The following is a 15,878-nucleotide window of genomic DNA, read 5'->3' on the forward strand; positions in this document are numbered from 1 at the left end:
GGCCCGCAGGGGGCCCCGGCGCACGGCGTCCCCCATGGCGTCCCCGTCCATGGCGTCCCCGTCCACGGCGGCCAGGCGCACGGCAGTCCCGCGCACGGCAGCCCCTCGTACGCCGACGAGCCCGCCCGTGGCGGTCACCCGCAGCAGGGCGAGGAGGGCCACGGCGCCAGGCCGGGGCCGTACGGCTACGCGCCCGGCCAGGCTCCCGCGCCTCCCCGCCTGCCGGGCCGGCGCCGGTACCGGCCCGGACCCCGGCAGGACTATCTGTCCGCGTTCGACGAGGACGTCTTCGGGACGGGCGCCCCCGGCACCTCCCGGCAGACCCCGCCCCCGGCCGGCGCCCCCGGCACGGAGCGGCAGGCCGCCTCCGGCCCCGCCGCGCCCCACGACCCCGGCCGGACCCGGGAGAGCGGCAACGACGAGCCGCCGAGCACCCCCTCCGGCTCCCGGAGCGTGCCCCGTCCCCGGCCGGACCGGGGGAGCAGCAGGGCCCGCACCTGTACGGGCATCGCCGCCGCGGCCATCACCACCGTGCTGGCGTTCCTCGTCGCCGCACAGGTCGCGGGCGGGGAGCACAGCTCGGGCGAGTCCGACCGCGGCCTGAAGACGGGCGAGCGCGTCCCCGCCGCCGGCCCCGCGCCGGACGCCGAGCGTGCCGACCGCGGCACCCGCCCCACCCCCGGCGCCGAGGCCGACTCGTACAACGCGAAGATGGCGCACGTCTACCCGCTCGCTGACGACCTGAAGGGCTCGGGGAAGTTCACCACCGTCCCCGGCCACCAGAAGGGCCCCCGCAAGGGTGAGGTGGTGCGCTACCGCGTGGACATCGAAAAGGGACTCCCCCTGGACGGCGGGCTGTTCGCCGAAGCGGTCCACAAGACGCTCAACGACAAGCGCAGTTGGGCACACGCGGGCAAGCGCAGCTTCGAGCGGGTCCCCTCGGGCAAGGCCGAGTTCGTCATCACCCTGGCCTCCCCGCACACCACCGACGTGTGGTGTGCGAAGTCCGGGCTGGACACCAGCCAGCAGAAGGTCTCCTGCGACTCCGCCGCCACCGACCGCGTCATGATCAACGGTTATCGGTGGGCGCGCGGCGCGGCCACCTACGGCCACGGTCAGATGCACTCCTACCGGCAGATGCTCATCAACCACGAGGTGGGCCACCGGCTCGGCCACGGACACGTGGGCTGCCCCGCCGACGGCAAGCTCGCGCCGGTGATGATGCAGCAGACCAAGTACCTCTCCACGGACGGCCGGACCTGCCGCCCCAACGCCTGGCCGTTCCCGAAGGGCTGACGGCGCGTCTTCGAGGGGCTCACGGCCGTCCCCGGTGGGCTCGCGGCCGGCCCCTGAAAGGGCTGGCGGCCGGAACGGCGAGCCGGGTCCCGCTCGCCGGGTGACCGCTGCCGGACGCCCCCAGCGGCAGTGGCGTGTTCGAACGCGCGAGCCGCGGGAAAGTCACGGGTCTTCACCCCTTCCGGTGGTGTGACGGACAACCGTCCATCGTGCGACGGGGGCGCGCATAGCGTCGTCCGCGTCCCGCCGCTGAGCCGTACCCGGCCGGTGGCACGCCACGAGAGGGATCGGGGGTGCGCACGTGCGCATCGCACTGCTTACGGAGGGTGGTTACCCCTATCTGCGGGGTGAGTCCGCGCTGTGGTGCGACCGCCTGCTGCGCGGCCTGGACGGCTACGAGTTCGCGGTGCACGCCCTCAGCCGCAGCGCGCGCCAGGAAGAGGCGGGCTGGTGGCGGCTGCCTCCCCAGGTGACCCGGGTGCGCACGGCGCCGCTGTGGGGGCCCGTCCCGGAGGCCGCGGGCGTGCGGGACTTTTCGCGGGGCTCCCTCGGACGGCGCGAGAGGCGGCGCTTCCGCGAGCACTTCGCCGCACTGGTGCAGTCCGTCTGCTCGGCGGACACCGTCCGCTCCGGGGAGACGGTCCGCTCAGGGAAGACGGTCCGCTCCGGGGAGACCGTCTGTTCCGGGGAGGGGGAGCACGGACGCGGGCCGTCGGTCCCCGCCGGCCGCGCGCAGAACGGTTCCAGCATTCGGACGGGCGGTTCCAGCACCCAGGCGGACCGTTTCGCCGCAGGTCTGTACGGGCTCGCCGAGCTGGCGGCCGAGCGGGGCGGACTGGCCTCGGCGCTCCGCTCGGAGGACGCCGTACGCCTCCTGGAGGCCGCCTGCCGTGCCCCGGGAGCCCCCAGCACCGTGCGCGCCGCCCAAGTGCCCGATCTGCTCGCCGTCATCGAGCGCCTGGAGCGGGCGCTGCGCCCCCTCTCGCTGGACTGGTACGGGCTGCGCGGCACAGACCCCGGGCTGTCGGCCGTCGATCTGTGCCACGCCGTGGGCGCGGGCCCGGCGGCCCTCCCCGGACTGCTGGCCAAGCACGCGTTCGGGGTGCCGCTGCTGATCACTGAGTACGGCGTACGGCTGCGCGAGCACTATGTCTCCAGCGCGGCGAGTGCGGCCGGTGCCGCCGGCGCGGCCGGTGCCACGGGAGCCGTCGCGCGCGGAGTCGCGGGCGCTCCCGTACGCGCCCTGCTGGCCTCCTTCCAGCGGCGGCTCGCCCAGGAGGCGTACGCACAGGCCCAGTTGATCACCCCTGGGAACGCGCACGCGCGGCGCTGGCAGGAGCGGTGCGGCGCCCCCGCCGAGCGGTTGCGCATCGTCTACCCGGGCATGGACACGGCCCCGTTCGACGCCGTGGGTGAGCCGGCCGGCCTGCTCCCGCCGCCCGAGGGACCGCACCCGGCCGGTGCGCCGACGCTGGTGTGGGTGGGCCGCATGGGGCCCCGCAAGGACCTGAGCACCCTGCTGCACGCCTTCGCCCGGGTGCGCGAGGCACTGCCCCACGCGCGGCTGCGCCTCGTGGCGACGGGCGCCCCGAGCGCTGCCGGCACCCCGTGCGCTCCGTATGCCCCGTGTGTCCCGGCCGCCACGGACGCCGACGGAACAGGGGCGGTGGCACCGGGGGGAGACGGCACCGGGAACGGCGAGCCGGAGGGGGAGTACGCGGCGCTGTGCCGGGAGCTGGCCGCGCGGCTCTTCCCGCCCGACGCCGACGGCGGTTCGCCCGTGGCCTTCGAGGAGGTGGGCAGCTCCGCCGTACCCACCCTCGCGGACGCGTACGCCTGTGGGGATGTCGTCGTGCTGTCCAGCACGGTCGAGGGTTTTCCCGTCTCCCTTGTGGAGGCGATGCTGTGCGGTCGGGCGACGGTCTCCACGGATGCCGGGGCGGTCCGTGAAGTCATCGGCGGTACCGGTCTCGTCGTCCCCCCGCGTGACGCCCGCGCGTTCGCGGACGCCTGTACGGCGCTGCTGTGCGACCCTGCGCGTGCAGCACGCCTGGGCGCCGCCGCGCGTGCGCGGGCGCTGGAGCTGTTCACGGTGCGGCAGAACGTCGAGGCGTTCCGTGGCATCTATCTGGAGCTGATGTCCCACCACCCCGTCCGCCGCGAGGGGAGCGGTGCGGAAAGCACACCGGAGGGCGAGCCGCGCCCGTTCGCACGGCCCGCCGAGTCCCACCTGCCGGGCCGCTGGGCGGGCTCCCCACGGTGTGCGAGCACCGCGTCCGGGAGCGCGGAGGTGTGCCGCACCGCGTACCGTCCGGGCCACCGTCCGACCGGCACGCGTCTGTCCGGAGGGAGCGCCGTTCCCGTCCCGAGCTGGGCGGGTACGGACCGCGCCCCCTTGCCGCGCCCGCCCATGGGCCGCCCACCCCAGGACCGTCGGCCCCCGGACTCTCCGTCCCCCGACGCTCCGCCCCAGCAGCGTGCCTTTTCGGACCGCGCATCCTTCGACAGCGCGTCCCCGGGACGCGCGCCGGTGGAGGGCACGTCCGCGGACCCGGGCCGGGACCTGGACCAGGGACCGGGGCGTGTCCCTGTGGACCGTACGCCGGTGGGGCGGGCGTCCGCGGGGTGTACGCCGGTGGGGCGGGCGTCCATTGGCCCTGTGCCCGCGGTTGCCGCGTCGGCGGACGCCGCGCGTGAGCCGCGGGAGGGGCCGCCGTCAGGGACACTCCCGCTGGGCCCCGCCCCGGGGCGTGCGGCGGTCGGAGCCGAGCCCAGGGAGGCCGCCCCGTGAAGACTCCGTCCGCACCAGGTGACCCGGTACGCGTGCTGCTGCACCGGCACAGCACACTGTGCGAGCGGGCCGTCGATCCGCTGGAGATCGCCGCCGGCCTGGAGGCCAGCGGCGTCACCGACCGCACTGCCGCCCACTGTCTGCACCGTGACGTCTTCTCCCTCGCGGAGGAGCTGTACGCCCGCGCCCCGCGCACCGCGACGCTCCAGGCGCGGCTCCCGACGCCGGAGGGACCGGCGAGGAGTCCCCTGGAGCCCGAACTGCGGGAACCCGGGGCGTCGGCCCCTGAGGCGCCGGGTCCTGAGACAACGGGCCGTGGGGCACTCGGCCGTGAGGCGCCGGGCCACGAGACGCCGGACCTTGAGGCGCCGCCCCCAGGGGCACCGGCTGCGGACGCCCGGGAGGCACGGACTGCGGGAACGTCCGCGTGGACGCACTTCCCGGCCGAGCACTTCCCGGTCGAGCGTTTCCCGGTCGGGCACGTCCCGGTCTGGCATACCCCGGATACGCGAACCCCTGACGCGGCGATCCCTGACGCGGCGATCCTGCCCGTGGCCATCCCGGACGCAGGTGGCCCGGACGACCCGGGCGGCCGGGTCCCGGTCGGGTCGGCCGCGGGCGGGCCGGTCGCGGCAGGGGCTGCCATGGAAACCCCGGCCGTACGTGCTGCGACCGTACGGGTCTCGGCCCGCGAACCCTCGCCGGAGGCAGCCCGCGCGGGAAGCGGCCGGCGCCGCGTGGGACGGATGTGTGTCCGGGGCGCCGTGCTGGTGCTGCCGCTGCTGCCGGGCCTGCTGTGCGCCGGAACGCTCGCCTGGCTGGCGCTGCTGGCCGATCGCCCGCCGCTCCTGCGGGGCGCTGTCGGTGCGGCCGGTGCCGCAGCCGTGCTCGGCAGCGTGCTCGCCGCCGTACGGACCGCGTCGCCCGCCCGGCTCCCGCCCGGCGCGCCCGCTCCTTTCCCGGTGCTGCTCTGGCTGTGCGTCTGCTGGCTGACCGGGTACGCGCTCTTCGGTGACTGGCTGCTGGAAGAGCTGCTCGGCGGCGGTCCCGAACCGGCGGGCGGCCTTCCGCCGCCACCCCGTCGCCTCCGCCGCATGTGCCGCTCGGCCTCGCGCTGGCCGTCGTGCCGGCCGTCTGGGCCACCCGCGTCTTCGCCCGGGCGGCACGCCGGAGGCTGGAAGGCAGCCGCAGCCTGGAGGAGTTCGCCGCCGGGACGCGGCCGCTGCTGGCCCTGGCCGTCACCGGGTTCGCGGCGACCCTTCCGGCGCTCCACTGGGCGGCGCGCGCCGTCACTGACGCTCTCGCGCCGTCCGGTACGCCCCTCGCGGAGGAGCCGTCCCGGCCCGCCTCGTGGGCCGCCGCCGCGCTGGCGCTGCTGCTGTTCGCCGCGCTGCTGCCGGGCGCGCACGGTTTCGGGCGCGCCGCCCGTACGGGACTCGCCACCGCCTGCGCGCTGGAGGCGGCCGCGCTGCTCACCGTCCCGGCCGCGCGGCTGCCCGGACTCGGCGCGGTGGCCCGCCCCGTGGAGGTGCTGGCCGCGCACCACGGGGTGGCGGCCGTGCCCCTGGCGGCCTGCGCCTGCGCGGCCCTCGGACTGCTGGCGTACGCGGCCGTCGCGCTGACCGGCGCCACGGCCCACCACCGGGAGGAGGAGTCCGTATGAGCGCCGGTCCGTCCTCCCACCCTCGCCATCGCACGGGCTTACGGGCCCGACTGCCCCACACCGACAAGGAGCACAACCCCATGACCCACGCGCAGTCGGCACACCGAGGCACTGACGGGCGACCAGAGCGCGGCCCCGTGCGACCGCTCCCGGTCGGCCCTTCGCACGAGGAGGTCACACGATGAGAGTGCTGCTGCTGGGCGCCAGCGGATACCTGGGCCGGTTCGTCGCCGACCGGCTGCTGGCCGATCCCGCCGTGCAGCTCACCGCACTCGGCAGGGGCGACGACGCGGACGTCCGGTTCGACCTGTCCACCGGCAGCCCGGGGGCGCTCACCCGGTTCCTGGACGCCGTGCACCCGGGCGTGGTCATCAACTGCGCGGGCACCACCAGGGGCAACGGCCGGGAGTTGATCCGGCACAACGTGGTCGCCACCGCGGCCGTCTGCGAAGCGCTGCGCCGCAGTGGCTGCGGCGCCCGCCTGGTGCACCTGGGGTGCGCCGCCGAGTACGGCCCCTCCCCGTCGGGCTCGTCCACCGGCGAGGACGCGGTACCGCGCCCCGGCGGCCCGTACGGCGTCAGCAAGCTCGCGGGCACCGAACTGGTGCTGGCCTCCGGGCTGGACGCCGTCGTCCTGCGGGTCTTCTCCCCCATCGGCCCCGGCACCCCCGCGGGCTCGCCCCTCGGCCGGGTGGCCGAGGCGATGCGGCGCGCCATGCAGGCGGGCGACAGCGAACTGAAGCTGGGCGGGCTGGGTGTCCAGCGCGACTTCGTGGACGTACGCGACGTCGCGCGCGCCGTACACGCCGCCTCCCTCTCGGCGGCGCAGGGCATCGTCAACATCGGCACCGGCCGTGCCGTCCGGCTGCGTGACGCGACCTCGCTGCTGGCCCGGGTCGCCGGGTACGCGGGCGCCGTCCACGAGCAGGGCGGGGCTCCCGTCGGCCTGCCGTCGGCGGAGGGCCACGCACAGGGCGGACCCGGCATGGGCGGTCCCGGCATGGGCGGGCACGCGCCGGGCGGCCATGGTGCGGGCGGATACACGGGCGGCCCGGAGCGGTCCGGTGCCCCCGGCGCACCCGGTGGGGCGCACACGCCCGTCATTCCGGCGCAGACACACGCCGCCCACGCCGCGCAAGCCGCCCACGCCGCCGCCCACGCGGTCCACGCGGCGCACGCGGGCCATCCGCAGGGAGCGCAGTCCGCGCCCTCCGCCTCACCCGCACCGGCCGGCTCGCCAGCCCCCTCGGTCCCGTCCGCCCCGCCCGCCTCGTATCCGTACCCCGACGGGTGCGGAGCCTGGCAGCAGGCCGACGTCCGTACCGCGCGCGACCGGCTCGGCTGGCGGCCACGGATCGGTTTGGAGGAGTCCCTGGCCGACATCTGGATGGAGGCCGCATGCCGTATCTGACGACACGCCCGGCGCGGCCCCGTCGGGACGGCCACGGCGGCGCGGCCGACGGGGGCGCGGGCGGGCTGCGGAAGCGGCTGGGGCTCGGGGTGCCCGGCTGCGCGCACCCGATGCTCGCGCCGAGGGAGTGGGCGGAGCTGTCCCGGCCCGGTCTCGGTGCCCTGTCCGGGCCGGGCCGCGCGCCGGGGCCGCTGCACTGGGCGGTGCTCGACGTCGCGGACGGCCCCGGCACCCGATCCGACCCGTACTGCGCGCCCGCCGCGGCGGCGCTGCGGTCGGCGGGCGTCGCCGTCCTCGGGCGTCTCGACATGCGAGACGGTGCGCGGGCGTTCGGGGAGCTGGTCTCCGAAGCGCACCGGTACCTCGACTGGTACCGGGTCGACGGCTTCTACCTGGCGCACTGCCCAGGCGGGGCCGACCGGCTGGCACGGGTCCGGCGGCTGACGGCCACCCTGCGCGCACTGCTGGGCGGTGAACGGGCCGGCGGGCACCTCGTCCTGGCGCCCGGCGGCCCCCCGCACCCGGAGCATGTCGAGTGCGGGGACCAGCTGGTCACCTACGACGGCAACTGGGCGGACTACCGCTGGTCGCAGGCCGAGGAGTGGACGGCGGCACACCCCGCCGAACGCTTCTGCCACCTGGTGCACTCGCTGCCGCGCACGCACCTGGACGAGGCGCTGCGCATCGCCAGCTGGCAGGGCGCGGGCACCGTCTGCTTCACGGACAGGACCCGGACCAGGGGACAGAACCCCTGGGAGACCCTGCCCGGCTACTGGGACGCCCTCGTCTCGTGCCTCGGAACAGGTGTCTCGGAATGAGACAGCCCGTGGCAGTGTTACGAGAGGAACGGCCCGCCTCCGGGCGGGTGACTTCCCGCACGTCCCACCGACCCTCGGAGTCTCCGTGTCACTGCCACCCCTGGTCGAGCCAGCCGACGAGCTCACCGTCGACGAGGTCCGCAGGTACTCACGTCACCTGATCATCCCGGACGTCGGGATGGAAGGGCAGAAGCGGCTCAAGAACGCGAAGGTGCTCTGTGTGGGCGCGGGCGGCCTCGGCTCGCCCGCCCTGATGTATCTCGCTGCCGCCGGTGTCGGCACGCTCGGCATCATCGAGTTCGACGAGGTCGACGAGTCGAACCTCCAGCGGCAGATCATCCACAGCCAGTCGGACATCGGCCGGCCGAAGGCGCAGTCCGCCAAGGACACCGTGCTGGGGATCAACCCGTACACCACGGTCAATCTGCACGAGGAGCGGCTCGACTCCTCGAACGTGATGGACATCTTCGCGCAGTACGACCTGATCGTGGACGGCACGGACAACTTCGCCACCCGCTACCTGGTCAACGACGCCTGCGTGCTGCTGAACAAGCCGTACGTATGGGGCTCGATCTACCGGTTCGACGGCCAGGCCAGCGTCTTCTGGAGCGAGCACGGGCCGTGCTACCGCTGCCTGTACCCGGAGCCCCCGCCGCCCGGCATGGTGCCGAGCTGCGCGGAAGGCGGCGTGCTGGGCGTGCTGTGCGCCTCCGTCGGCTCGATCCAGGTCAACGAGGCCATCAAGCTGCTGGCCGGCATCGGTGAGCCGCTGGTCGGCCGGCTGATGATCTACGACGCCCTGGAGATGAACTACCGCCAGGTCAAGGTCCGCAAGGACCCCGACTGCGCGGTCTGCGGGCCCAACGCCACGGTCACCGAGCTGATCGACTACGAGGCGTTCTGCGGCGTCGTCTCCGACGAGGCCCAGGAGGCCGCGGCCGGCTCCACCATCACTCCCAAGCAGCTCAAGGAGTGGCTGGACGACGGTGAGAACATCGACGTCATCGACGTGCGGGAGCCGAACGAGTACGAGATCGTCTCGATCCCCGGTGCCCGGCTGATCCCCAAGAACGAGTTCCTGATGGGCAACGCGCTGCAGGACCTTCCGCAGGACAAGAAGATCGTCTTGCACTGCAAGACGGGTGTCCGTTCCGCGGAGGTGCTGGCTGTGCTGAAGAACGCGGGGTTCTCCGACGCCGTGCACGTGGGTGGCGGTGTCATCGGCTGGGTCAACCAGATCGAGCCGGAGAAGCCGGTGTACTGAGCCGCGTCCGTGTGGGGCGAACCGGGTTCGCGAACGTCGTTTGGGAACGGGGTTCGTGAGCCTGGTTCGCGAACACCGTTCGCGAATGGGGTTCGCGAACCTCTTCGTCGAACCCCATTCCCGAACCCGCTTGGCAAACCTGTTCAGCACATCAGGTTCACGAAGGGGTCTCACCTGCACGCGGTCCCGTCCCCGGGAACCTTCCCGTTCAGCAGGTAGCGGTCGACCAGGCGCCGGACACATCGGTTGTCGCTGTCGTAGGCGCCGTGCCCCTCGCCCCGGTAGGTCACTTCGACGCCGACGCCCTCGCCGAGCCTCTCCTTCATGGCGCGCGTCCCCGCGTACGGCGTGGCCGGGTCGCCCGTCGTGCCGACCAGCAGGATCGGGTCCGAGCCGTCGGCGCGCACCGGCGGTGCGGTCCACCGGCCCCGCACCGGCCAGTCGTGGCAGGAGGACAGGCCCCAGGCCGACATCGGTCCGAAGACGGGTGAGGCCTCGGTGAAGTCGGGCAGCTCGGTCTTGATGTCCTGGACGTCGTACCGCTGCCGGTTGTCCGCGCAGCTGATGGCCGTCAGGGACGACTGGAGGGTGCTGTAGGTGCCGTCCTGGTTGCGCCCGTTGAGGGCGTCGGCGAGCAGCAGCAGGGTCGTGCCGTCGCCGTCCACCAGTGCCTCTTCGAGCCCCTGGGACAGCAGCTGCCAGGTGTCCTTGGCGTAGAGGGCCTGGGAGATACCGCTCTCGGCCAGCGACTCGGTCAGCTTGCGGCCGCTGTCGGTGGGCATCGGTTCGGCGTCCAGATCGGCCAGCAGGTCGGTGATGCGCTGCTTGCCCTCCGCGGGGTCCTCACCGACCGGGCAGTCCTCGCCGCGCTCCGCGCAGTCCTTCAGGAAGTTGTCGAGTGCCAGCTGGAAGCCGCCGGTCTGGCTGAGGGAGCCCTGTTCGGGGGTCGAGCTGGGGTCGACCACGGCGTCGAAGACGGCGCGCCCCACGTGCCGCGGATACAGGTGTGCGTAGACGCCGCCCAGTTCGGTGCCGTAGGAGATGCCGAAGTAGTGCAGCTTCCGGTCGCCGAGCACCCTACGCATCAGGTCCATGTCGCGGGCGGTGTTCTCCGTCGTCAGATGCGGCAGCAGGGAGCCCGCCTTCTTCTCGCAGCCCTCGGCGAAGGCCCTCTGCCGGGAGAAGAGGCGCTTCTCCTCCGCGGCGGTGTCCGGCGTCCAGTCCGCGGCGAAGTAGGAGTCCAGCTTCTTGTCGCTGAGGCAGGTGACGCCCTCGCTGCGGCCCACCCCGCGCGGGTCGAAGCTGACCAGGTCGTAGCGGCCGCGCAGCTTCTCGTAGTCCTCGGCGAACGCCGGGAGAGTGGCCACTCCCGAGCCGCCCGGGCCGCCGAAGTTGAACAGGAGCGAGCCGACGCGTTTCCCGCCGCCCTCGCGTTCGGGTGCCCGGATCATCGCGATGCCGATCGTCCTGCCCTTGGGCCTGCTGTAGTCGAGTGGCACCTTCAGCGTGGCGCACTCCCAGCGGACGCCGCCCGGCAGGGGGGAGGGGGAGCCGGTGTCCGTGCCCTGTGCGGCGTTCGGCCCGGGACACGGCGACCAGGCCGGCTTCTGCCGGGTGAGGGAGACGGGAAGCGCGGGGGAGCGGTGTCCGGAGGCGCTGCCGGAGGGGCGGGCGGAGGACTCCCCGGGGGCGTCGGAGGCGCTCGTGGAGGACGGGCTGCTCTCACCGTTCGGACGGGCCGCCTTCTTCCCGCCGCCGTCCGGGTCGTCGCTGCCGCAGCCGCTCGTCACGGCCGCGGTCACTATGAGCGCCGCTGCGAGGGCGGCACCAGGCCGCAGGGAGCGGGTATGGCGCATGGGACGTCCTCCCGACAAGACGGTGGGACGTTCATCGTGCGTACGGGCGGGTGCCGAAGGCGCGCTGTGTGGTGCGTCCGGGTGGCATGCCCCTGGTGCACGCTTCCGGGAGCCCCTACAGGGCGCCCTTGCGGGTCAGGTAGGTGAAGGAGAGCCAGCCGGGCAGCACCGGCAGCCAGAGCGTCATCAGCCGGAACAGCAGCACGGCCGGTGTCGCCACCTCCTTCGGCACCCCGAAGGCGATGAGCGCGGCGATCAGCGCGGCCTCGACGGCGCCGAGGCCGCCGGGGGTGGGAGCGGCCGAGCCGAGCGCGTTCGCGGTCAGGAAGACCACGGCGAGGTTGGCGTAGCTCGTCTCGTGGCCGAAGGCGCGGACGCACGAGTCCAGGCACATCACGAACGCGAGGGTCAGCAGCAGCATCCCCAGCACGCCTGTGAGCAGCTTCTGCGGGCGCTGCACCACATCCAGCATGCGCGGCACCACACCGGCGAACAGGGAGCGCACCCGGTTGGAGACGAACCGCCGCAGCGCGGGCACCGCGGTGACGATCAGCGCCAGCACCGCGGCGGTCAGCAATCCCGCGATGACCGCGCGGGACGGCGAGAGGGTGGGGGTGTGCTCGGTTCCGGTGATGTAGCCGAACAGCAGCAGCAGGGTGATGTGGCTGCCCAGGCCGAACAGCTGGGAGGCGCCCACGCTGGCGACCGCGTGCCCCGGCCGCACCCCGGAGCGCTGGAGGAACCGGGCGTTGAGCGCGACCCCGCCGACCGCCGCGGGGGCGACGAGTTTCACGAAGGAGCCGGCCACCTGGGCCTGCACCGTCCGCCACCAGGAGACCTTCTCCGGGACGAAGCCCAGCAGCGACATCGCGGCGAACACGTAGGTGAGGGCGGAGAAGAGCACCGCGCCGCCGACCCATGCCCAGTTGGCGTCCGCCACGACCTTCAGCGGCACCTGGGAGAGCTGGGTGAGCAGGAAGTAGGCGGCCAGGGTGCCCGCGATGAAGCTGACCAGGGTGCGCGGCCGGATGCGCTCCAGCCGGGCGGGCTCTATGGGGGCCTGCGGCCTGATGCGCAGCACCTGCTGCCGGATCTGCGCGAGCAGGTCCTCCTCGCGGGCCTCCTCCAGCGCCTCGTCTATCGCCTTCTTCTCGGCCTGCTTCTCCGCTCGCAGCGACTTGCGGTCCGCGCGCCCCTGCGCGGCCTCGGCCCGGTGGGCGTGCGCCTCCCCGCGGGCCCGTGCCTCCCGGGCCTTGGCCTCCTTGTTGGCGCGGGAGGCCTCGATGACGGCCTCGCGTTCCCGCTGGGCGCGCTCCTTGGCGAGCCGCCGCAGGGTGGTGCGGGTGCTGCGGCTGAGGGCGATGGGCTGGAGCAGCGGCAGGCTGTCGGCGACGGCGTCGGGTCCCAGTACGTCCACGGCCGCGGCGACCGACCGTTCGGCGCCCACGCGCAGCCCGAGGGTCGTCAGCAGCTGTGCGACGTCCATGCGCAGGATCAGGTCGCCGGCCGCGATCTCACCGCCGCGCAGGTCCGTGAGGTACACCTCGCCGGAACGGTCCACCAGCAGCGCGTCCCCGACCAGCCTGCGGTGGGCGATACGGCGGGACTGGAGTGCCTTGACCTGCCGCCAGGTCGTCCGCATCAGCTCGTCGGTGATCTGCTCGTCCGCGAGCGCGTCGAGTCTGCGGCCGGGGAGGTGCTCGTAGACGAGCATCACCGCGTCCGGGCCCAGCTCGGAGGTGGCGATCAGCCGGGGAGCGTTGGCGCCCGCGGCGATGGCCGCGTAGGCGAGCAGCGCCTCCTGTTCGAGTGCCTGGCGCAGTGACTGGAGGCTGCGGCGCTGGGTGATGCCGCGCAGCGCGAGCCGCCGCCAGACGCGGTAGTAGAAGCCGTGCGCCTGCTGCTCGCGGTCGACGACGGTCACCGCGAGCGGGGGGCCGTCCTCCAGGGTCACCCGGTAGTGGCGTCCCCGGTCGCTGTGGTCGCGCTTGTCGGTCTCACTCGTGTCCTGCACGCGCAGCGCGCTGACCGGCCTGAAACCGACCCGCCGCAGGCCCGCCAGCAGCGTCTGCCCGGTCGGCCGCACGTTCGGGGTGCCGACGGCGTAGAGGGTGCCGTAGGCGATCGTCCAGCCGATGAGGATCGTGACGACGATGGAGAACGCCGTCGTGTACCCGGGCACCAGCACGGCGAACGCGTTCAGCAGCAGGACGCACCACAGCACGACCCGCCAGCGCGGGCGGCGTGCCATCCCGACAGCCGTCATGTAGGCGATGACGGGGGCCAGATAGCTGTGCACAGGGGTGGTGGCATCCTGGGGGGTGATGGCTTTGGTGAGCGCGTCGCGGATCGAGTCGGGCGCCGCCTGGGCCACCCACAGGTCCACGGCCAGTGAGGCGCCGTGCGCGAGCACGGCGGCCAGCACCCCGTCGGCGATGCGCAGCCCGTCCCGTTTGATCAGCCGTTCGATCGCGAAGGCGACCGGGACGAGCAGCACGGCGATGCTGGAGGCCAGTCCGGTCAGGCTGATGAGCAGATCGGGTGCCTCGGCGGCGCCCTTGTCGATGTCCTGTTCGAGTCCGGCGGTGGTGCCGTGCGCGAAGTTGGCGATGGTGAGGACCAGGACGATCCCCAGCACGCCCAGCGCCATCCGCAGCAGGTCCGAAGGGCGGTGCACCCGGGCGGACAGCAGCGGCTCGTCGCTCTCGATCTCGATGCGGTCCCCCTTGGCGACCGCCTCCAGCTTCTCGCCCGGCGCGAGCGGCTCGGGCCGTCCGCCCTCGCCCCCGGCAACCTCGCCCTCCTCGGCGTGCCGGCCGCTCTCTGCGCCCTTGCCGCTGCCGCCGCTGTCGCTGTTGCCGCCGCTGCCGCCGGTGCCGCCGCTGTTGCTGCCGCTGCCGCCGTTGCGGGGGTGGTGGCCGGTGCCGTTCGTTCGGGCAGCACTGTCAGCGGCAGGGGAGCCCTCCGTATGGGGCCCGCCGGTCTGCCGCTGTCCGGATTCCGTCTCGTCCTGGTCCCGTATCACTCGTCACCGCCCGGAAGATGGTGGCACGAGGGGAGACCGGCCGGGAGCGCGAGGGCGCATTCCGGGAACCGGGGGAGGAGACCGGCGCACGGCGGCTGCCGCCTGTGGACAGCGCCGCCCGGCTGTCGGTGGCATGCGGCAACATGGCCCGCATGCCTGGAAATCCCGAAGGCGAGGAGCCGACCGCCGGCCACGCCGTGCCGCCCGCCGCGGACGGTGCGGCCCGCCTGCCCGATTACGCGGAGCGCGTACTGGATGTGGCCGACCTCATCCCCGCGGGCCGTGTGCTGACCTACGGCGACATCGCCGAGTGGCTCGAGGAGGGCGGCCCCCGCCAGGTGGGCAGGGTGATGGCGCTGTACGGGGGAGCCGTCCCCTGGTGGCGTGTGGTGCGCGCCGACGGCGTACCGCTTCCGGGCAAGGAGCGCGAGGCGCTGGCGCACTACCACGCGGAGGGCACTCCGCTGCGCGAGAGCACCGCGGCGTCCCGGTCCCCGGGCCACATCCCGCGCATCGACATGGGCCGGGCCCGCTGGGACGGGAACAGCGGGTGACCCCGCGCTGCGGCTGCTCACAGTCCCCAGCTTCCGTCATGCCGGCGGACCCGATGCGCCGGACAGTCCGTACGGAGTACAGCGCCCGTACGAGGTGCGGGAGCGATGCGCTGCGGCACGCGTGTCCGCTGGCGTAGCGTCTGCACCACCCCGCACAGACCTCCCCCTAGGCGATCCACGTGAGTCCCTCCCTTACTGCCGAAGCGCGTCAGCGGCCCCGCGAGCCCGGTGCGTACCGGCTGGTGCGCGCCCCGGCGGGACCGGTCGATCTCCCTGCCTCTGACGCGGCACAGCGCGCCGTGGTTGACCACCGCGACGGTCCCCTCCTCGTCCTCGCCGGCCCGGGCACCGGCAAGACGACGACACTGGTCGAGTCGGTCGCCGCCCGTGTACGGGAAGGGATGGACCCCGATCGCATCCTGGTGCTGACCTTCAGCCGCAAGGCCGCCGTCGAACTGCGCGACCGGATGACGGCCCGGCTGGCCCGGGAAACGTCCCTCCCGGGCGGTGCCGGTGCACCGAGCGTGCCCCAGGCGACGACGTTCCACGCCTACTGCTACGCCCTCGTGCGCGCCCACCAGGACGCCGACCTGTTCGCCGAGCCGCTGCGCCTGCTGACCGGCCCCGAACAGGACCTGCACATCCGGGAGCTGCTGGAGGGGCAGATCGCGCTGGAGCGCCGGGGGCGCGCGACGGTGCGCTGGCCCGACGAACTGCGTGCCTGCCTGACGACCCGGGGCTTCGCCGACGAGGTGCGGGCCGTGCTCGCCCGCAGCAGGGAACTGGGCCTGGGGCCCGCCGAGCTGGACACCTTCGCGCGCCGCGCCGGGCGCCCCGACTGGCGGGCGGCGGCCGGGTTCTTCGCCGAGTACCTGGACGTGCTGGACGCCCAAGGCGTGCTCGACTACCCGGAACTGGTGCACCGTGCCGCGCTGCTCGCCCGCCGGGAGGAGGTCGCCTCCTGGCTGGAGGGCGCCTACGACGCCGTCTACGTCGACGAGTACCAGGACACCGACCCCTCCCAGGTGCGACTGCTGCGCGCCCTGGCGGGCGGCGGGGCGCGCACCCTGGTGGCGTTCGGTGACCCCGACCAGTCGATCTACGCCTTCCGGGGCGCGGACGTCAACGGCATCCTCGACTTCCCCCGCATCTTCCGGCAGCGCACCGGCGCGCCCGCGCCGGTGCGCGTGCTGCGCACCT

Annotated in this window: 10 protein-coding genes; 8 read left to right on the forward strand and 2 right to left on the reverse strand. The window is 74.1% G+C overall.

The window, feature by feature from the left end; genetic code table 11:
* The 6 genes from FM076_RS22105 to moeZ form a co-directional block, all read left to right on the forward strand.
* On the forward strand, positions 1-1,296 hold a 1,296-nt coding region (locus FM076_RS22105), incomplete at its 5' end, for a DUF3152 domain-containing protein (protein ID WP_243274598.1).
* Positions 1,297-1,597: 301 nt separating this feature from the next.
* Entirely contained in the window at positions 1,598-4,087 is a 2,490-nt protein-coding gene (locus FM076_RS22110; RefSeq protein WP_173872717.1) for a DUF3492 domain-containing protein, read from the forward strand.
* A gap of 1,096 nt (positions 4,088-5,183) precedes the next feature.
* Positions 5,184-5,750, forward strand: coding sequence for a hypothetical protein (locus FM076_RS22115; RefSeq protein WP_173872718.1), 567 nt, complete (start codon positions 5,184-5,186; stop codon positions 5,748-5,750).
* A gap of 181 nt (positions 5,751-5,931) precedes the next feature.
* Positions 5,932-7,161 (forward strand): NAD-dependent epimerase/dehydratase family protein, encoded by a 1,230-nt coding sequence (locus tag FM076_RS22120; RefSeq protein WP_173872719.1) that lies wholly within the window; start codon positions 5,932-5,934, stop codon positions 7,159-7,161.
* Positions 7,149-7,979, forward strand: a complete 831-nt coding sequence (locus tag FM076_RS22125; protein WP_173872720.1) for a spherulation-specific family 4 protein — start codon at positions 7,149-7,151, stop codon at positions 7,977-7,979. Before FM076_RS22120 ends, FM076_RS22125 begins: the two co-directional genes overlap by 13 nt.
* A gap of 85 nt (positions 7,980-8,064) precedes the next feature.
* Positions 8,065-9,243 (forward strand): adenylyltransferase/sulfurtransferase MoeZ, encoded by a 1,179-nt coding sequence (gene moeZ / locus FM076_RS22130; RefSeq protein WP_173872721.1) that lies wholly within the window; start codon positions 8,065-8,067, stop codon positions 9,241-9,243.
* Between the two features lie 170 nt (positions 9,244-9,413).
* Here moeZ and FM076_RS22135 read toward each other — a convergent pair whose 3' ends face one another.
* On the reverse strand, positions 9,414-11,099 hold the full coding sequence (locus tag FM076_RS22135; RefSeq protein WP_173872722.1) for an alpha/beta hydrolase: 1,686 nt from the start codon (positions 11,097-11,099) through the stop codon (positions 9,414-9,416).
* A 115-nt stretch (positions 11,100-11,214) separates the two neighbouring features.
* A complete protein-coding gene (locus FM076_RS22140) occupies positions 11,215-14,124 on the reverse strand; it encodes a flippase-like domain-containing protein (RefSeq protein ID WP_173872723.1) in 2,910 nt (969 codons plus the stop codon).
* A gap of 152 nt (positions 14,125-14,276) precedes the next feature.
* Between FM076_RS22140 and FM076_RS22145 the strand changes: the two genes are divergently transcribed.
* Positions 14,277-14,678, forward strand: coding sequence for an MGMT family protein (locus tag FM076_RS22145; protein WP_173872724.1), 402 nt, complete (start codon positions 14,277-14,279; stop codon positions 14,676-14,678).
* 239 nt (positions 14,679-14,917) lie between these two features.
* The coding region (locus FM076_RS22150) for a UvrD-helicase domain-containing protein (protein ID WP_180218550.1) at positions 14,918-15,878 on the forward strand (961 nt) is incomplete at its 3' end.

Origin of the sequence: Streptomyces albus subsp. chlorinus (assembly GCF_013302895.1) — a bacterium.
In the GTDB taxonomy this organism is placed as follows: domain Bacteria; phylum Actinomycetota; class Actinomycetes; order Streptomycetales; family Streptomycetaceae; genus Streptomyces; species Streptomyces chlorinus.

Coding starts and splice junctions, on each gene's coding strand:
- FM076_RS22145 (WP_173872724.1), top strand. CDS start 14,277: ATGCCTGGAAATCCCGAAGGCGAGGAGCCGACCGCCGGCCACGCCGTG.
- FM076_RS22125 (WP_173872720.1), top strand. CDS start 7,149: ATGCCGTATCTGACGACACGCCCGGCGCGGCCCCGTCGGGACGGCCAC.
- FM076_RS22120 (WP_173872719.1), top strand. CDS start 5,932: ATGAGAGTGCTGCTGCTGGGCGCCAGCGGATACCTGGGCCGGTTCGTC.
- FM076_RS22135 (WP_173872722.1), bottom strand. CDS start 11,099: ATGCGCCATACCCGCTCCCTGCGGCCTGGTGCCGCCCTCGCAGCGGCG.